At 69.6% G+C, this 17,265-nt stretch carries 15 protein-coding genes and 1 tRNA gene; 10 read left to right on the top strand and 6 right to left on the bottom strand.

Features of this window, described 5'->3' with window-relative positions; all coding sequences use genetic code 11:
* Positions 1–156: 156 nt before the first annotated feature.
* Positions 157–690 carry an ATP-binding protein gene (locus ACWGKT_RS03965; RefSeq protein ID WP_453272362.1) on the bottom strand — a complete coding sequence of 178 codons (534 nt, stop codon included), beginning with the start codon at positions 688–690 and terminating at the stop codon, positions 157–159.
* A 188-nt stretch (positions 691–878) separates the two neighbouring features.
* Here ACWGKT_RS03965 and ACWGKT_RS03960 point away from each other — a divergent pair, with 188 nt between their 5' ends.
* Entirely contained in the window at positions 879–1,502 is a 624-nt protein-coding gene (locus ACWGKT_RS03960; RefSeq protein WP_453272361.1) for a TetR/AcrR family transcriptional regulator, read from the top strand.
* 430 nt (positions 1,503–1,932) lie between these two features.
* On the opposite strand, the gene ACWGKT_RS03955 is transcribed toward ACWGKT_RS03960, so the two are convergent.
* Positions 1,933–3,189 carry a PucR family transcriptional regulator gene (locus ACWGKT_RS03955; protein ID WP_453272360.1) on the bottom strand — a complete coding sequence of 419 codons (1,257 nt, stop codon included), beginning with the start codon at positions 3,187–3,189 and terminating at the stop codon, positions 1,933–1,935.
* 289 nt (positions 3,190–3,478) lie between these two features.
* Between ACWGKT_RS03955 and ACWGKT_RS03950 the strand changes: the two genes are divergently transcribed.
* The 8 genes from ACWGKT_RS03950 to ACWGKT_RS03915 all read left to right on the top strand — a co-directional run bounded on the left by ACWGKT_RS03950 (position 3,479) and on the right by ACWGKT_RS03915 (position 12,690).
* Positions 3,479–5,308, top strand: coding sequence for a GMC oxidoreductase (locus ACWGKT_RS03950; protein WP_453272359.1), 1,830 nt, complete (start codon positions 3,479–3,481; stop codon positions 5,306–5,308).
* A 161-nt stretch (positions 5,309–5,469) separates the two neighbouring features.
* Positions 5,470–6,063 carry a TetR/AcrR family transcriptional regulator gene (locus ACWGKT_RS03945; protein ID WP_453272487.1) on the top strand — a complete coding sequence of 198 codons (594 nt, stop codon included), beginning with the start codon at positions 5,470–5,472 and terminating at the stop codon, positions 6,061–6,063.
* Positions 6,064–6,168: 105 nt separating this feature from the next.
* Positions 6,169–7,089, top strand: coding sequence for a TauD/TfdA dioxygenase family protein (locus ACWGKT_RS03940; RefSeq protein ID WP_453272358.1), 921 nt, complete (start codon positions 6,169–6,171; stop codon positions 7,087–7,089).
* A 53-nt stretch (positions 7,090–7,142) separates the two neighbouring features.
* Positions 7,143–8,441, top strand: a complete 1,299-nt coding sequence (locus tag ACWGKT_RS03935; RefSeq protein WP_453272357.1) for an MFS transporter — start codon at positions 7,143–7,145, stop codon at positions 8,439–8,441.
* 37 nt (positions 8,442–8,478) lie between these two features.
* On the top strand, positions 8,479–10,185 hold the full coding sequence (locus tag ACWGKT_RS03930; protein WP_453272356.1) for an aldehyde dehydrogenase family protein: 1,707 nt from the start codon (positions 8,479–8,481) through the stop codon (positions 10,183–10,185).
* Between the two features lie 18 nt (positions 10,186–10,203).
* On the top strand, positions 10,204–11,685 hold the full coding sequence (locus tag ACWGKT_RS03925; RefSeq protein WP_453272355.1) for a long-chain-fatty-acid--CoA ligase: 1,482 nt from the start codon (positions 10,204–10,206) through the stop codon (positions 11,683–11,685).
* Between the two features lie 142 nt (positions 11,686–11,827).
* On the top strand, positions 11,828–12,046 hold the full coding sequence (locus ACWGKT_RS03920; RefSeq protein ID WP_453272354.1) for a hypothetical protein: 219 nt from the start codon (positions 11,828–11,830) through the stop codon (positions 12,044–12,046).
* On the top strand, positions 12,043–12,690 hold the full coding sequence (locus ACWGKT_RS03915) for a sodium:solute symporter family transporter (RefSeq protein WP_453272353.1): 648 nt from the start codon (positions 12,043–12,045) through the stop codon (positions 12,688–12,690). The genes ACWGKT_RS03920 and ACWGKT_RS03915 overlap by 4 nt, the downstream gene beginning before the upstream one ends.
* A gap of 99 nt (positions 12,691–12,789) precedes the next feature.
* Here the strand turns inward: ACWGKT_RS03915 and ACWGKT_RS03910 are convergent, their stop codons facing one another.
* Positions 12,790–12,966 (bottom strand): hypothetical protein, encoded by a 177-nt coding sequence (locus tag ACWGKT_RS03910; RefSeq protein ID WP_453272352.1) that lies wholly within the window; start codon positions 12,964–12,966, stop codon positions 12,790–12,792.
* Between the two features lie 214 nt (positions 12,967–13,180).
* Here ACWGKT_RS03910 and ACWGKT_RS03905 point away from each other — a divergent pair, with 214 nt between their 5' ends.
* A complete protein-coding gene (locus ACWGKT_RS03905) occupies positions 13,181–13,630 on the top strand; it encodes a hypothetical protein (RefSeq protein WP_453272351.1) in 450 nt (149 codons plus the stop codon).
* A gap of 423 nt (positions 13,631–14,053) precedes the next feature.
* On the opposite strand, the gene ACWGKT_RS03900 is transcribed toward ACWGKT_RS03905, so the two are convergent.
* The 3 genes from ACWGKT_RS03900 to ACWGKT_RS03890 all read right to left on the bottom strand — a co-directional run bounded on the left by ACWGKT_RS03900 (position 14,054) and on the right by ACWGKT_RS03890 (position 17,250).
* Positions 14,054–14,142, bottom strand: a tRNA-Ser gene (locus tag ACWGKT_RS03900).
* Positions 14,143–14,163: 21 nt separating this feature from the next.
* On the bottom strand, positions 14,164–15,126 hold the full coding sequence (locus ACWGKT_RS03895; protein WP_453272350.1) for a S53 family peptidase: 963 nt from the start codon (positions 15,124–15,126) through the stop codon (positions 14,164–14,166).
* A 1,182-nt stretch (positions 15,127–16,308) separates the two neighbouring features.
* The gene (locus tag ACWGKT_RS03890) at positions 16,309–17,250 is read right to left on the bottom strand and encodes a phosphate ABC transporter ATP-binding protein (RefSeq protein WP_453272349.1); all 942 of its coding nucleotides are present in this window, start codon (positions 17,248–17,250) and stop codon (positions 16,309–16,311) included.
* Positions 17,251–17,265: the final 15 nt, after the last annotated feature.

Below are 17,265 nucleotides of genomic sequence, written 5' to 3'. Positions count from 1 at the left end.
GGTCGTCTTGAAAGATCAGCCGGTGGCCATTCGCCTAGGCGGGCCTCATCCCGACGCCGGAACAAACCCCCGGATCCGGTCGAGCCCGTACACCATTTATCTGCATCCCAAGAGCAGACCGCTGCCACCACCGCCATCGCGGCGCTCGGGCCACGCTCAGACAGCCCCGGCCTGCAACTCGAACCAAATGGTCTTGCCGGTGGCTGTCCGAATGCTGCCCCAAGCGTCCGCGAGCAGGTCGAGGAGTTCGGTGCCGCGGCCGCCTTCCGCGTCCGGGTCGACGACGCCGCGTACGGGGCCGGCGGACTCGGTGTCCTCGACCTCGCACAGCAGGCGGGAGTCTCGCAGCCGCAGGTTGACCCGGAGCGGCCCCCGTGTGTGACGCAAGGCGTTGGTGACCAGTTCGCTGACCAGAAGTTCGGCGGTGTCGGCCAGGTCGCCCAGAGCCCACTCGTTCAGCTGCGCGGTCACCAGACGCCGGGCTCGGCGCACCGAGGTCAGCTCCCGCTGCAGGGGCCAGGAGGCGTCCCAGGCGGTGGCACGGCCGCGCGGCGCGTCCAGCGGACGCAGCGGCGCGAGCATGCGGGACCACATGGCCCGCTGCCTGCCAGCCCACGAGCGTACGGCGGCACGAGAGGACCGGCCTCCCCGGCGAGAGCCGATGGGGTAACCGATGGCCCGGGTGGCCATGGGGATCAGTCCCTTCTGGGTTGGCGGCGGACGGTCCGCCGGTGAACGCGCCGGGCATGCACCAGGCCTTACCTGTAGCAGTCGCTACAGGTAAACTGTAGATGAAGCGACTGCTACAGTAAAGACCTCGCCAAAAGTGTGATAACGGACAGCTGAGAGTCGCGGCCCTCACGCACCCAGGAGCCTCCATGCCTCGCCCGCCCGACCCAGCCAAGCGACGTGACCTACTCGACCGGGTCCGCGAGTACGTGATGCGCAACGGCCTCGCGGACCTCTCCCTGCGCCCGCTGGCCGAGGCCCTGGGAACCAGCGACCGCATGCTCCTGTACTACTTCGGCAGCAAGGAACGGATGGTCGCCGAGGCCCTCGAGATCTACGAGCGCCGGCCCCTCCGGCGCGCCCGTGAGCTACTGGAGACCGTCGGCCCGCCCACGAGCCCTGCGGGCCTGCGCCGCTTCGTGGAGGAGGTATGGCAGCAATTCCGCGACCCCGACGTCCGCGCCACGCTCCCTCTCTACCTCGAGATCATGAGCGCCAGCGTGCTTCACCCGGACCGCTACGGGCCCGTCATGCACGAGATCGTCACCGAATGGACGACCCTGCTCACCTCCGCCTTCCGCGACCTCGGCATGAGCACCGACCGAGCCCGGACCCAGGCCACTCTCCTGACCGACGCCACCGTCGGCCTCCTGATCGCCCCGCTGGCAGACAGCCACTGGGACCGTGCCGACAAGGCCTTCCACGCCCTCCTCGACAGCCTGGAACCCGCATGGCACACCACGGCATCACGTCCCCGCCGGCAAGCAGACTGACGGGCAGCGCCCCCGCCGCAGGCCTAGGACGACGACATCACCGACTACGTTCGGACGTGGCATACGCACTGGCCGCAGCGGTCGAACGCGAAACCGGACCTCAGGCCCACTAGCACGCCGTTGGCGGCGCCCTTCATCACATCGCATTCGAGCGCGTCACCGTACCGTGCGTGCGCCGCCGACTTGGTCATCGGTGGTGCCGTTCATCCGGTCGGCCGGGGTCCCACGCGCAACCGGCCTGTCAGCACGAGGGCCAACTCCGCTGTGCTATTCCTGCCGGACGAACCTGCCCAGGCCAGTCCGTTGCCGTGCCACACCGTCCGTTTCACCTCCAGGCCTGCGCGGAGAGCCCCTCGGACAACGCGGGTCTGCTGTCAACGCCAAGCCGGCACCCGACGCGGTATGACGGCCCCTGGCCGATCGCCAGCCCTTACGCGAGTTTCTGGCCTGTATTCCTCAGTGCACGGTCACCGAGGTGGTGCAGGAGTTCCAGTGCAAGGGACACGGCGAGGCGGTGTTCGGTGACCGGGCGTCCAAGGAGTGTTTCGGCGCGGGCGATCCGGTGCAGCACGGTGTTGCGGTGGGTGTGCAGGCGTTCGGCTGTTCGCGGGGCATTGCCGCCTTCGTCGAGGTAGACGCGCAGGGTGGTGCGGAGGGCCGCTTGCGCCGGGTCGTTGCCGCACAGGGAGCCCAGGGTGGAGAAGATGAACTCTTCCATGCGCTGCTCGTCCTGGCTGGCAAGGGCGACGGCTTCGATGTCGCGGTAGGCGGTGAGTTGTTCTCCGTCGGGGTTGCCGACGAGGAGCCGTTGTGCGGCGAGCGCGGCAGCGTGGCTGCGCCTGAACCCGGTGACTCCTTCGCGTGGCGGCCCGAGGGCTGCGCGAACCATGGGGGTGTCGCGGGCCATGGCGTTGCGCAGTGCCTGCAGGTCCGGTTCGTGGCGGACGGCGATCCAGGCCCACAGCGTGCGGGTGCCGGCGGGCAGGGTCAGGGGCGGGCGGGTATGGGCCGCGGTGGCGAGGATTCCGGCAGCCTGCTCGAGCATGCCGTGTACCTCGCCCGGGGGGCCGGACCAGAGCACCATGGCGATATGCCGTCCGGTGAGGTCGTAGTGGAGTCGTTGGCCGGCTCGGTCGGCGCTGATAGGGGCTCCGTCGAGGAGGAGCCGAATCGTCTCGGCTCTGCGGGCCAGCGCGCCGGAGAGCAGGTCCCGGCGTTCTTGCTGCATGCGCGTGATGACGGCGTCCAGCGCGCCGTCGACGTATTCGTACATCAGGGCCGAGGACACCTGGAGCAGCTCGACCAGGTCGCCGCGCGCCGGGACGGCAGCGGACGCGACGTCCATCCACCGCCGCCAGGCGACGTTCTGGCCACGGCGGTAGGACTGCACCAGGGCATCGAGTTCGGCGCCGCGCCGCACCAGGGAGCGGGCCAGATCGAGGGTTTCCGGGGGTGCGTCCCGGGAGATCGGTTCGCCGGGGCGCCGCTGCATGGCGGTCAGCCAGCGCAGTACGTTCGCCCGGCTGCTGGCCCGGCTCTCCGCGGCGAGTGACGGGTCCTCGGCGAGGACCGGGGCCACCTCGAAGATCGCCGCGTCGATGTCCATGAGGAGGGCGTCGACCTCGTCGAGGAGCTGCCCGGCGACCTGTTTGATCAAGGGTGCGACGTCTGAGGCAGTCGACTCCATGGGATCACGCTAGCCAGCGTTGTGGCGCCGGCACAACGGATGTTTCTCATACTGGGCGGCTGCACATCCTCCGTGGTTGCCGGCGAGGCATACGGTGTGGCCGCACCGACCAGAGGAGCCAGCCCGCGGGTCGATGGTGACGACCGTTGGCGCGGCTGCTCGCCGCCGCATCCTCCCGCAGCACTGTCCACGTTTTCGGCCGGTACGCGCCCCGATAGGCCGCCGGCCCCCTCGCCGCAGCACTGACAACGGCGCGGGCCGCCCTCACCGCATCCCTCGGAGGCTGACCATGACGACCTTCGCGACCTCCCGCGACCACAATCAGTCGCCGGAGGACGACGCCTACGACTACGACGTCGTCGTGGTCGGCTCCGGCTTCGGCGGGGCGGTGTCCGCCCTGCGGCTGAGCGAGAAGGGCTACCGCGTCGCGGTCCTGGAGGCCGGCCGCCGGTTCACCACCGCCGACCTGCCGAAGAACTCTTGGGACCTGCGCAACTACGTATGGGCGCCCGCCCTCGGCCTCTACGGCATCCAGCGCATCCATCTGCTGCGCAACGTGCTCATCCTGGCCGGCGCAGGCGTCGGGGGCGGCTCCCTCAACTACGCCAACACCCTGTACGTGCCGCCGAAGGCGTTCTTCACCGATCACCAGTGGGGGCACATCACCGACTGGGAGCAGGAACTGGCGCCGTACTACGACCAGGCGCAGCGAATGCTCGGCGTGCGGCTCAACCCGACCATCACCCGCTCCGACACGCACCTGCAGGCGGTCGCAGAGACTATGGGTGTGGGTGACAGCTTCCACATGACGCCGGTCGGCGTCTTCTTCGGCGACGGCAACGACGCGGACGGCTGCCGCCGGGCTCAGCCGGGCGACGAGGCCCAGGACCCCTACTTCGGCGGTGCGGGGCCCGCCCGCCGGGCCTGCATCGAGTGCGGCGAGTGCATGACCGGCTGCCGCCACGGGGCCAAGAACATGCTCACCGAGAACTACCTGCACCTCGCCGAACGCAACGGCGTGGAGATCCACCCGCTCACCACCGTCACCCGCATCAGCGAACAGGACGCCGGCCACCTCATCGAGACCCGCCGCTCCGGCTCCCGCAGACGGGGCAAGCGCAGCCTCACCGCCCGCCACGTGGTCGTCGCCGCCGGCACCTACGGCACCCAGAGGCTCCTGCACACCCTCAAGGCCCGGGGAGACCTGCCGCACCTCTCCGACCGGCTGGGCCACCTCACCCGCACCAACTCCGAGGCCGTGGTCACCGCACAGACCACCGACCGCCGCTACGGGCAGCGTGCCGACTTCACCAAGGGGGTGGCGATCACTTCGTCCATCCACCCGGACGAGCACACCCACATCGAGCCGGTCCGCTACGGCAAGGGCTCCAACGCCATGGGCCTGCTGGCAGTGCTACAGGCGCCCGGGGGCGGCCGCGGCCCGCGCTGGCTGCGCTTCCTCACCACCTGCACCCGGCACCCCGTTCTCCTCGCCCGCTCGCTGAGCAAGCGCCGCTGGTCGGAGCGGACCATCATCGCCCTGGTCATGCAGTCCCTGGACAACTCCCTCACCGTCTCCCCGAAGAAGATGCGCCGGGGCACGGCCAAGCTGACCTCCCGCCAGGGACACGGGGCCCCCAACCCGAACTGGATCCCCGCCGCCGAAGAGGCGGCCCGCCTGCTCGCCCGCGAGATCAACGGCTTCCCGGGCAGCTCGGTCGGCGAGATCTTCGACGTCCCGCTGACCGCGCACTTCATCGGCGGCTGCCCCATTGGTGGCAGTCCCGACACCGGCGTCATCGACCCCTACCAGCGTCTCTACGGGCACCCCGGCATCAGCGTCGTCGACGGCTCTGCCATCTCCGCCAACCTGGGGGTCAACCCCTCCCTGACGATCACCGCCCAGGCCGAACGGGCCATGTCCCTGTGGCCCAACAAGGGCGAGGCCGACCCGCGTCCCGCCCAGGGCGAGCCGTACCGGCCCACCCCGCCGGTCAAACCGATTCGTCCCGCCGTGCCCGAGTCCGCCTTCGCGGCCCTGCGCCTTCCGTTCCTGCCTGTTCCCACCGTCCGGCCGAAGGCGGCAAAGGCCCGGGGCGCGGAGGAGGCCACGCGGTGACTCGGCGGTGTGGACAACGTCCTGAGGTGACCCGGTGCCGAGGTTGTCCCGGAGGCGATGTGGTGACTCATCGGGGCTCAGTCTCAGGCTTCCCGGTTCCGATCCGCAGGCCCGTCGGACGGGCGAGGACCGGGGGACCGTATCCTCGATCCGTGGTCGGCATGCAGGCGCGGAAGGCTGGGCGCGGGCCGGGACGGCCGCGCGACGAGCGGGTGACGGGCGCTGCCCTGGGGGCGGTGATCGAGCTGGTGACGGAGCAGGGCATCGCGGCCGTCACGATGGACGCCGTCGCCGCGCGTGCCGGGGTGAGCAAGCCGGCCATCTACCGGCGCTGGCCGACGAAGCAGGCGCTGATCATCGCCGCTGCCGAGATGCGCATAGGTGAGCTGTCGGTGGCGGATCTGGGGGATGTGCGGGCGGAGTTGCGAGAGGTGCTCACCGCACGGCTGGCGGCCTACCGGCAGCCGGGTACCGATCGGTTGCTGGCGGAGTTGATCGGTGCGGCCGCGGAGGCCGGCGGTGCGCGGGGGGCGTACGCCGAGTTCGTCGACCGGATGATGGGCGAGACGCGCAAGATCCTGGAGCGCGGGATCGTCCGTGGCGAGGTCAGCCCCGACATTGACGTTCGCTCCGCGGCCACGCTGGTGGCGGCGCCGCTGGTCTACCGCCTCCTTGCGGAGCGCGAACTGCCCGATGAGCACCTGGTGGACGACCTGGTCGACCTCGTCGTCCGTGCTGTGGGCCGCCCGGCCTGATTCCGGGCCCCTTCGAAAAAGTTGCCGACAGGCCCTTGTTCACCCACACCCCAATATCGATACTGCCCGTAACGATTTTTCGATGCGCCCGCCATGGAGGCCCGCATGTCTGCCCCTGCCACACCCCGACCCACCGTCGACAAGCCGCTGATGCACTACGGCCCGCGCACGCTCGAGCGCACCGCGCCGGGCATGCCCGCACGCGCATACCAGCGGCTGCGGATCTCCCCGCTCACCCCGCACATCGGCGCGGAGATCGGCGGTGTCGACCTGTCGCAGCCGATCGGCGAGGAGCTCGCAGAGGAGCTCAAGCAGGCCCTGCTGGAATGGAAGGTGATCTTCTTCCGCGACCAGCACGCCTTCGACCCGGACGCGCAGCACGCCCTCGCCGGGATCTGGGGCGAGCCGGAGCCGAACCCGTTCTTCCCGAAGGGCGACACCGTCGGCGTATCCCGTCTGGCCAAGGACGCCATGACCGTCGGCGGCGAGAACATCTGGCACAGCGACCACTCCTTCATGGCCGCCCCTGCGCTCGGCTCCGTCCTGCGAGGGGTGGAGATCCCGCCTGCCGGCGGCGACACGATGTGGGCGGACATGGGAGCCGCGTACGACAACCTCAGCGACGCCATGAAGGAGCGCATCGAGGGCCTCACCGCGGTGCACGACTGGGTGCCCAGCTGGGGTGCGCTGATGACGCCGGATCAGGTGGAGGCGCTGCGTGTCTCTCTGCCGCCGGTCGAGCACCCGGTGGTCGTCCGGCACCCGCGCACGGGACGCCGACTGCTGTACGTCAACGAGCCGTTCACCGTGCGGATCGTAGGTCTGTCCGAGGAGGAGAGCCGCGAGCTGCTCGACGAGCTGGTGCTGCAGGCCCGCGTTCCCGAGTACCAGGTCCGCTTCCGCTGGCAGGCCGACTCGGTCGCGATCTGGGACAACATCGCCACCCAACACTACGCGATCAACGACTACTTCCCGCAGCGCCGGGTGATGGAGCGCATCGCGATCGCCGGCGTCCCGCTCTCCTGACCTCCCATCAACGACCCTCCCTGCTCTCCAGCAGCATTCACCGCGGAGCCAGCATGACCGACACCGATGTCGCACCCGTCCAGCCCGTCCGGAAGAGACCGGGTGAGTCCAAGCGCCGTGCGTGGACTGTCACCTTGCTCCTCGTGGTCTTCATGATGGTCAATTTCGCCGACAAGTCCGTCCTCGGACTGGCGGCCGACCCGATCCGTCACGACCTCGGACTGTCGGCCACCGACTTCGGGCTGGCGAACAGCGCCTTCTTCCTGCTGTTCTCCATCTCTGGCGCAGCGGTGGGGCTGTTGGCCGACCACGTCCCGCCCCGATGGCTCCTGCTGATCATGGCCCTCCTGTGGTCGGTCGCGCAGACGCCGATGGCGCTGGGAGGCGGCATGGCCATGCTGGTCGCTTCACGGATCGTCCTGGGAGCAGCGGAGGGACCGGCCTTCCCGGTCGCCCAACACAGTGCCCTGGCCTGGTTCCCCGACCATCGCCGCAACCTCCCCGGTGCCCTGATCACCGTCGGCACCGCTTCGGGTGTCGTGATCGCGGCACCGGGACTGACGTGGGTGATCCATCACCACGGCTGGCGTTCGGCCTTCGGTGTGGTTGCGGCGGTCGGCGTGCTGTGGGCAGTGGTGTGGGCCTTCGTCGGCCGGGAAGGCAACCACGCGAGCCACGGCCCGGGCAGTACTGCGGGCGTCCTTCCCTGCTCCGGCGCCGTCGTCCCCTACCGCCGCATCCTGCGTACCCGTACCTGGATCGGTACAACGGTGGCCTACTTCGGGACCTACTGGTGCCTGGCCCTGCTGCTGGTGTGGGTGCCCTCGTACCTGCACGACAGCCTGGGGTACCCCACCACTACCGCGGCCAGCTTGATCGCCATGCTCTGGGCGGTCGGCGCGGCCGCTGTCCTCGGGCAGGCCGGGCTGACCGGCTGGCTGCTGCGGCGCGGTGTGAGCAGCCGGTGGGCCCGCGCCCGCGTCGGCGGTATCACCCTGATCGGCGGGGCGCTGAGCTGCCTGGCCCTGCCGGTGGCCCAGCCCGGGCCCGTCACCGTACTGCTGCTGGTCATCACCTTCGGCCTGTGCGGCGTGATGACGAACATCGCGGTCACCTCAATCGCCGAGCTTGCCCCGGAACAGCGTCGCGGCGGCGCCCTGGGAGTGATGAACGCCGTGGTGACCACGGCAGGTCTCATCGCTCCCGTCCTGACCGGCCACCTGGTCGACACCCAGGGGGCGGACGGCTACCGGCATGCCTTGCTGCTGTCGGGTGTCCTGCTCCTGCTTAGTGGCGTGGCCGCCGTGGCCCTCGTCGACCCCGTTCGGGACGCGCGCCGACTGGCCGCATGACCCCGTTCCCCCATCCGTCCGCCCGCCAAGGAGTCACGTGAAGAGCACCGCCCTCGACACCACCGCCCTCGATCGAGCCGTCAGTGAACTGCGCCGTAACGCCGCATCCTGGTCCGCCACCCCGCTCACCGAGCGCATAGGCCTGCTGGAACGGCTCATGCCGCTGATCCGGGACGTCGCCGCCGACATGGTCGAGGCCGCCGCCCGGGCCAAGGGGTACGCTCCCGACTCCCCCTGGGCGGCGGAGGACTGGGCCGGCGGACCCTGGGCCCTGGCCCAGAACACCAGCGCCCAGTTGCATGTCCTTCGCCGGATCGCCGCAGGCAAGGACCCGGTCCCGGCACGGGCCGTACGGCAGGGGGGCGGCCGTACCGTGGTCGGCGTCTTCCCCGCCACCGGGTGGGACCGGGTGCTGCTCAGCGGATACTGCGCCGAGGTGTGGATGCGTGACGGCATCACGCCCGAGCAGGCCCTGACCCAGGCGGCAGGGGAGTACCGGGGCGCAACGCGCCGGCCCGGTGTCGCGCTGGTGCTCGGGGCCGGGAACGTTGCCTCCATCACCGCGCTCGACATCCTGCACAAGCTGTACGCCGAGGGCCAGGTCGTCGTCGCCAAGATGAACCCGGTCAACGCCTATCTGCGCCCCTGCTTCGAGCAGGTCTTCGCCGAGTTCGTCGCACGCGGCTGGGTCCGTTTCGTCGACGGCGGCGCCGCCGAGGGCGCCTACCTCACCGGCCACGACGGCGTGGACTCCCTGCATGTGACCGGCAGTGACCGCACCCACGACGCCATCGTGTGGGGCACCGACGAACACGCCGAGCAGCGCCGCCGTGACGACAGGCCGCTCGTCGACAAGCCGTTCACCAGCGAACTGGGCGGCGTCAGCCCGTGCATCGTGGTCCCCGGACCGTGGAGCGACGCGGACTTCCGCTTCCAGGCGGAGCACATCGTCACCAGCAAGATGAACAACTCGGGCCACAACTGCATCGCCAGCCAGGTCCTGGTGCTGCCGCGCGACTGGGCCGGCGCCGAACGGCTGCTGGACGAGATCCGCACCGTGCTGCGCGCCCTGCCCTCGCGCACCGACTACTACCCCGGAGCCGAGCAGCGCCTTGCGGCCGTCCGCACCGCACATCCCGCCGCAGAGGTCCTCGGGGACGACAGCCGGATCCTGGTGCCGGACATCACCCGCTACGACGGCACGCTCGTCACCGACGAGGTGTTCGCCAGCGCCCTCGGCGTGGTCCGGTTGCCCGGCGACACCCCGGCCGAATTCCTCCGCGAGGCGGTCGACTTCGCCAACGACCGCCTTCCCGGCACGCTAGGCGCCACCCTCCTCGTCCACCCCGCGACCGAGCGGTCGGCGGCGGTCGCGGTACGGGCAGCTGTCGCGGCGTTGCGCTACGGGACCCTGGGCGTCAACTGCTGGTCCGGGGTGGGCTTCCTGCTCGGCTACACGCCCTGGGGTGCGTTCCCCGGACACACCCGCCAGGACATCGGCAGCGGCACCGGCTTCGTCCACAACGCCTTCATGCTCGAGGGCGTCGAGAAGACCGTGGTACGCGCACCGTTCGCCCCCGCCCCGCGTGGTCTGCTCACCGGCTCCCCGTCGCTGTCCCCGCGTCCGCCCTACTTCGTCACGAACCGTACCGGCCGCACCACGCTCGAGCGCGTCACCGGCTTCACCACCGCCCCCCGCATCGCCCAGCTGCCCGCCATCTTCGCCTCCGCGCTCCGCGGCTGATCAGGAACGAATGCCCTCATGAACCTCAATGACTTCCTTGCCCGTGCCGCCGACGACCACGGCGACCGCCTCGCGGTCGAGCTCGGCGACCGGGGGCTCACCTACGCAGAGCTCAACGCCCTCGCCGGCCGTACCGCCGCATTCCTCGTCGCCCACGGTGTCGCCCCCGGTGACCGGGTGGGGCTGATGCTGCCCAACCTGCCGGAGTTTCCCGTCCTCTACTACGGGATCGTGCGCGCCGGTGGGGTCGTCGTGCCGATGAACCCGTTGCTCAAGCCGCGCGAGATCGCGCACTACGTACGCGACTCCGGCATGGCGCTGTTCCTCGCCTGGGACAGCGTGGCGGACCAGGCCCGGGCCGGCGCCGAGGGCACCGGGACCCCGGTCGTGCCGATCGTGCCCAGCGCACTGGAGGACCTGATCGAGGCGCATCCGGACCCGGCCCCGTCCACACCCAGGCAGGACGACGACCTCGCCGTCATCCTCTACACCTCCGGCACCACAGGTGTGCCCAAGGGCGCGATGCTCACCCACGCCAACCTGGCACGCAACGCCGAGATCACCGCGCGCACCCTGGCCCGTTTCACCCCCGACGACGTCGTGATGGGCTGCCTGCCGCTGTTCCACGCCTTCGGCCAGGCGTGCGCCATGAACGCCGCCGTGGTGGCGGGCGCCAGGCTCACCCTGCTCGCCCGCTTCGACGCCGCCGAGGCACTGCGCACCATCGAGGAGCAAGGGGTCACGGTCTTCGAGGGCGTACCGACCATGTACTCCGCCATGCTCGCCGAGCGCCTGACCGACCCCCACGAGCACGACATGAGCTCACTGCGCCTGTGCGTCTCCGGCGGCGCTTCCCTCCCGGTCGAGGTCCTGCACGTCTTCGAGACCGTCTTCGCATGCACCGTCCTGGAGGGCTTCGGCATGTCCGAGACCTCCCCGGTGGCCTCGTTCAACCACCCGGACCGGCCCCGCAAGCCCGGCTCCGTCGGCACCCCCATCGAGGGCGTCGAGATGTGCGTCCTCAACCCGCAGGACGGCGTCGGCGAACTGTGCGTACGCGGCCACAACGTGATGGCCGGCTACTGGGGGCGCCCCGACGCGACCGCGGAGACCGTCGTGGACGGCTGGCTGCGCACGGGAGACCTGGCCCGCGTCGACGACGACGGCTACTACTACATCGTCGACCGCAAGAAGGACCTGATCATCCGCGGTGGCTTCAACGTCTACCCGCGCGAGATCGAGGAGGTCCTCTACGAGCACCCAGGCGTGGCCGAAGCCGCCGTGATCGGCGTCCCGCACGCCACCCTCGGCGAGGAGGTCGCCGCGGTGGTCGCCCTGCGACCCGGCACCGAGTCGTGCGGCAACGAACTGCGGGAGTTCGTCCGCCAGCGCGTCGCGCCGTACAAGTACCCCCGCGAGATCAGGGTCGTCGACGCCCTGCCCAAGGGACCCACCGGCAAGATCCTCAAGAGGCAGATCACCCTCCCGGAAACCCACTGATCCCCAGCCGCACCGCCACGTCCTCTCGCATGTGATCCCCCACGCCCGACCTTCCTGCGCCGCCCAACACCGTACGGAGATCGCCATGACCCACCTGCACTCCGCCCGCCTTCATCATCGTCGACGGCCTTACCGCCCAGGTGTGTCCTTCGCCCTGGTCAACGGATCGGCGTTCGCCGTGCACGTGCTGCTGGCCTGCTCCGCAGCCGAGTTGTTGGGCACCCGCGTCTGGCGAGAGACCAGCATCGGCGAGCTGGCCCTGCTCCTCCAGGGCTCCCTGCTGGTGTGGACGGCGGCGCGGTACGACCGCCGCGCGGACCGAGGCCCGGCCCCCCACGCGGACGGGGAGGAAAGCAGATGAGTCCGCAGATCCTGCTCGCCGCGCCCGGCGCCCTGGACAGTCACACGCAGAGGTTCGTCCTGGTGGGCTTTCTGACGTTCATCGTCCCCATCCTGCTGATCTGCACCCTCAGCGGCCCCGAGAGGGACCGGATCAACGACTTCTACACAGGAGGACGCGGGCTGAAGCCCCTGCGCGGGGCCCTCGTCCTTACCGGCGTCTATCTGCCCACCGCCGCGGTGCTCGGCACCACGGGAAGCGTCGCCCTGTTCGGCTACGACGGTCTCTTCATCACCCTGTGCACCGTACTGTCGCTCGGCGTGCTCCTCCTGCTGGCACGCCCCCTGCGCGAGCACGCCGGCTACACCCTGGGCGACACGTTCGCCCTGCGGGCTCCAGGGCCGGGGGCGAGGATCGCAACCGCCGTCGTGACCTTGAGCGTGTGCGTCCCCGTTCTGGTGGTGCAGCTCTCCGGCGCGGGCGTGACCACCACGGCGCTGCTGGGAATGACCGGGCCCGGCGCCGAGAAGACCGCCATCGTCATGATCGGCGCACTGGTCGTCTGCGCCACGGCGTTCAGCGGCATGCGGGGCACGATCGTCATTCAGGTGATCAAAACGGTGGTGCTGCTCGGCGCGGCCCTGACGGTGCAGAGAGCTCCGTGAATGATCAACGTCGTTCCCCTCCCCGAGCTGGCGACCAGCGTCGCATCGCGGCCTCCTGAAGAATCCGGGTGCGGCCACTTCAGCCAGCCCCGCACCGTCTCACGACCCGAAGATCACTTGCAGAACGATGCCGACGAGGGCCAGCCCGGGGAGCGCGGCGATTGCCAGACACAAGCAGGATGCCGCCTTCGCAAGCCGCGTTCCGTGCTCCCGCAAGACCGCGAAAGCTGTCAACGCGACGCCCACCACGACAGCGGAATAGAAAAGCGCGGCCATGGCTCACCTCCCCAATCCGCGAGCGAGACTCTATCCCGTCTATTACTCCTCCGCGCCAGCCCCTGCTCTCCGTCGGCCAGGCGGTGTCTGCGCGTGGACATCGGCCGAACACCCGCGACAGCATGCCCGTTCGGGAGGCACGCCACGGGAAGCGCCGGCAGCGCTCAGCAAACACGCGATCTAAGATCAGGCCACCGGTACGAAGGGGGCGGCGATGAACAGCCGAGCATGGAAGTGGGCGCTCATTTCGGCCCCTATGGCGCTGTCGGTCTCCGCGTGCATGGGATGGGGCGGGTATCCGCACGCGAAGGACGTCCACGGCTCTCAGCTCATAGGCACCTGGCGCGCCCGGAAATGCGACACCACGTTGACCTTGAGGCCGGACGGATCGGCCTCCGCCACCGGCATCCCTACCGACATGGACCTGAACGGCAAGATCACGCAGCGGCACAGCGGGGATGGCACCTGGGGGATCTACGAGTCCGGTGCTGAGCAAGAACTCGATGTGACCATAGGGGACGAAGAAACCCCGTTCGATCTCTACCAGGACAAGAGGCGCTTGGTGGTGGGGCTGACCGTAGGGGACCCCGACAATATGAACTGGTGCATCCTGACCAGGCACTCACAAAAGGCAGCCGATACCCCAACCGCTGTACAGCAATGAGGTACAGCAACCAGCACAACTTGGTGACCGTTACCGGCCCCTGCTCCTCGGCTGGCCAGGCGGGCAGACCTCGGCAATCGTGCCACCTTTGGTTCTCATCGAGGGGCGAGCAACGTGCCGGACTTCAGGTCGTCCCTGAGCCGCGCGAGGACACTCGTTCAGCATGATGGGCAGTGGTGGTCAGCCCGGCACCCTGGGAGCCGCCTTTGGGCCACGTTTCTCGTCCAGCAGTGGCCTCTTGGCTGCATCAGTGCGCCCGCTATGTCCTCAAGCACCGATGACCACAGAGCTACGGATCAGAAGGTGCCCGTGCCCCTGCCGTGCCCAATCGACCGGTATCTGACGGGGAACCACGGTGGTTGACGGACAGTGCACACGAGAACGGCCCCCGACCGATTTACCTGGTCAGGGGCCGTTCACCTGCGGTGGGTGTGGGATTTGAACCCACGGTGACTCGCGCCACGACGGTTTTCAAGACCGCCTACCGGGTTGACTCGCCCATTGAAACTCACGCCCAAAGCCGTTACGCCGACCTACGTTGTTGCCCTGTCCCTTTTCACCTTCCAAAACGGCTTCGTCGCAGGCGTGTGCCAGTCGTCGGGATCGAGCAGCCGCAACCCGTTGACGCCGTCGGGGGTTCCGATGCCGGTGGGGGCGTCGTAGCCCGGGCCTGCGGAGAAGGAACCCGCACTGCCGGTGGTGATGTCATGGAAGTCCTGCGGGTGGGCGTAGGGGTAGCTGTTGGGGAATGTGCCGGGTGTGGGGTTGCCGGCCAGGGCGTACATGCCGGCGACCAGGGGGGCGGCGATGCTGGTGCCGTCGGCGACGAGCCAGCCGGTGGAGCCGTCAAGGGGGACTGTGTCGTACACAGCGAAGCCTGCGGCGACTGCGGAGACGTCGGCGATGGTGCGGCTGTTGGGGCAGATGGTGTCGTGCTGGAAGGGCGGCTTGGGCTCGTACAGAGAGCATCCGCACCCGGTACCTGGCCAGGCACTCTCCGTCCAGCCGCGCTGGTTGTTCGCTCGGGTCAGCGTGGTACCGCCCACGGCGGTGACATAGGGGGATGCGGGCGGATACTGCGTGACGCCTCCGTTGTCGCCCGAGCCGAAGGTGAAGGCAATGCCGGGGTGGTTGAAGTGGAAGTCGAAGTTCGTCTCGAACGAGGCTTCGGGGAAGACCCAGCTGTTGGAGATGAACTTCGCGCCCTGTGCGACGGCCTGGTCGACCCCCGCGAACATGTCGGAGGCGAAGGCGCTGTCGTTCTCGACGACCAGGATGCGGCAGTTCGGGCACGCGGCGCTCACCGCGTCCACGTCGATGGACTCCTCGAACGCCCAGCCGGGGTCGGTGGTGGATGGCGGGGTGGTTCCGCCGCTCTGGTTGATCACACGGAGGCAGCCGTTGGTCTTGGTGCACACCGGCAGGTGGAACTGGCGGCGGTAGACGCCCAGGTCGCTCTCCAGATTGGGATCATGGTGGGCGATGGTGATCGCCACGGTACGTTGCTGACCGCGTAGGCCGAGCAGCTCGTAGGCGCTGCGGATGTCATCGGCGCCGAGGCCGGGTGGCTTGGCGCCTGGTGGGAGGGACGGGAGAAATTGCAGCCCTGTGCGGAGCCTCGCCAGGCAGGCTGCCTGACTGAAAGTAGAAGTCTGAGGGCAGACGCGCTGGGAAGCCGGCTGGGGATCCCTGGCCGACGGACGGGCGTGTGCGGTCGCCGGCGCGGCCGCTAGGCCCGTCAGAGTCAGCACCGCGGCCGCCAGCGCCCGGATCGCACGGACACCGTGCATGGCACTCCTCCGGGGCGGACGGAACCCCTTCCTGTGGCAGCGTGTCGCCGCCGGACATTCGAGGCCGCGGCGCTACCCGTCCCGTCGCGGTGTCACCACCGGTCCGCGTATCCCGTCACGGCTTCTGCCGCGGGATCCACTGTCGTGGGGCGGGCACCGCAAAGGGTTCGAACGACACTTGACGGCCCGGCGAATGACGCATTGATCCACCCGTACGGCAGATGGCGATACACGCACGTCCGGCAGGCGTCTGCGGCGGCGGGAGGTGAAGGTCGAAGGCCACGACCCGGCAGCTTCCGGGGCCGTCTCTGGGCCGTACGCGGGCAGCCAACGACGACAGACGATGACAGATGGCGACGGCTTTCGCCCTGACCGGAGGCGGCGCGTCGGGCACCAGCTCAGGCGTTCATCCCCGAAGCCATGTTGAGGAACATCAGTTGATACCCGTGCCACACCCGTGCCAGATCCAGCGGGGAGCCACGGGGAACGGCGGTGGCCGACGGATGGCTGGCCGTTGGTCCGCCCAGGTGGACAGTTCGCAGGTCAGAGCGGCACTCGCCTCACCACGCTCCTAAAGCGGGTGTCGCAGGTTCGAATCCTGCCGGGGGCACCATGCCTGACCAGGCACGATGCGCCAGAAAGGGCCCTCGGGAGTGATCTCCGAGGGGCTTTTTGGCCTTGCATGGGAACGAATAGGAACGCGCCGTCAGGCAAGAGCCTCCCTGGGCGCTGGGCGTCTCGCCCGGTTTCGTCCCCCCTCGGCCGCCGCTGGCACACCCCGTCCACGACGCGCCATCGAGCCCGACAAGAACCCCCGCGGTCGCGAGCTCCGACTTGGGGTTTCCCTACCGCTCGCGACTGCCCCCTCCGGCGCCCCTCACAGCCCGCTCAGCCGAAGCGCCCGTTGACATAGTCCGCAGTGCGCTGGTCCTGCGGGTTGTGGAACATCGCGTCGGTGGGGCCGTGTTCGACGATGCCGCCCGGGACTCCCTGCTCGGCGAGGAAGAACGCGCACTCGTCGGAGACGCGCGCGGCCTGCTGCATGTTGTGGGTCACGATGACGACGGTGACCTCCTGCGACAGGCTCCGGATCGTCTCCTCCACGCGCCGCGTGGATGTCGGGTCCAGTGCAGAGCAGGGCTCGTCCATCAGCAGCACGCGCGGGCGTACGGCGAGGGCGCGTGCGATGCACAGGCGCTGCTGCTGGCCGCCCGAGAGCGCGCCACCGGGCCGGCGGAGGCGGTCGCGGACCTCCTTCCACAGGCCCGCGCGGGTCAGGGACTCCTCGACCAGGGCGTCTTTGGCCGAGCGGCCGGCCTTGAGGCCCGTCAGTCTGAGTCCCGCCAGCACGTTGTCGTAGATCGACATCGCCGGGAAGGGGTTGGGTTTCTGGAACACCATGCCGATGTCCCGGCGGGCCGCGGTGAGTCTGCGCCCAGGGGCGTAGATGTCGGTGCCGTCCAGGAGCACCTCGCCGGCGAAGGCGGCGCCGCTCACCAGCTCGTGCATCCGGTTGAGGGTGCGCAGGAAGGTGGACTTGCCGCAGCCGGACGGGCCGATCAGGGCCGTGACCTGGCCGGCCCGCATGGTCAGGGAGACCCGGTCGAGCACCTTGTGGCTGCCGAACCAGGCGGACACGTGGCGGGCGTCCAGTTCGGCCGGGCCCGCGCCGGGCGTCGGGCCGTGGGTCTGGACGGTGGGCAACTCGGCGGCGGCGTCCTCGGCGGCGGCGTCCTCGACGGTGGTGCCCTCGCTCGTGACGACGGGCAGGGGCCTGGTCTTCTCGGCCTCTTCGGTGGTGGCGGTAGTGGCGGTAGTGGTGTCGGTCATGTTCCAAACCTCGGT

The sequence above is a fragment of the Streptomyces sp. NPDC054794 genome (genome assembly GCF_053611585.1).
This window is presented reverse-complemented; position numbering and strand designations above follow the sequence as displayed.

Bases quoted from the DNA above. Each gene is read 5' to 3' on its own strand.
- ACWGKT_RS03945 (WP_453272487.1), top strand. From the start codon at position 5,470: ATGCAGGCGCGGAAGGCTGGGCGCGGGCCGGGACGGCCGCGCGACGAG.
- ACWGKT_RS03915 (WP_453272353.1), top strand. From the start codon at position 12,043: ATGAGTCCGCAGATCCTGCTCGCCGCGCCCGGCGCCCTGGACAGTCAC.
- ACWGKT_RS03965 (WP_453272362.1), bottom strand. From the start codon at position 690: ATGGCCACCCGGGCCATCGGTTACCCCATCGGCTCTCGCCGGGGAGGC.
- ACWGKT_RS03910 (WP_453272352.1), bottom strand. From the start codon at position 12,966: ATGGCCGCGCTTTTCTATTCCGCTGTCGTGGTGGGCGTCGCGTTGACA.
- ACWGKT_RS03925 (WP_453272355.1), top strand. From the start codon at position 10,204: ATGAACCTCAATGACTTCCTTGCCCGTGCCGCCGACGACCACGGCGAC.
- ACWGKT_RS03890 (WP_453272349.1), bottom strand. From the start codon at position 17,250: ATGACCGACACCACTACCGCCACTACCGCCACCACCGAAGAGGCCGAG.
- ACWGKT_RS03935 (WP_453272357.1), top strand. From the start codon at position 7,143: ATGACCGACACCGATGTCGCACCCGTCCAGCCCGTCCGGAAGAGACCG.
- ACWGKT_RS03955 (WP_453272360.1), bottom strand. From the start codon at position 3,189: ATGGAGTCGACTGCCTCAGACGTCGCACCCTTGATCAAACAGGTCGCC.
- ACWGKT_RS03940 (WP_453272358.1), top strand. From the start codon at position 6,169: ATGTCTGCCCCTGCCACACCCCGACCCACCGTCGACAAGCCGCTGATG.
- ACWGKT_RS03960 (WP_453272361.1), top strand. From the start codon at position 879: ATGCCTCGCCCGCCCGACCCAGCCAAGCGACGTGACCTACTCGACCGG.
- ACWGKT_RS03950 (WP_453272359.1), top strand. From the start codon at position 3,479: ATGACGACCTTCGCGACCTCCCGCGACCACAATCAGTCGCCGGAGGAC.
- ACWGKT_RS03905 (WP_453272351.1), top strand. From the start codon at position 13,181: ATGAACAGCCGAGCATGGAAGTGGGCGCTCATTTCGGCCCCTATGGCG.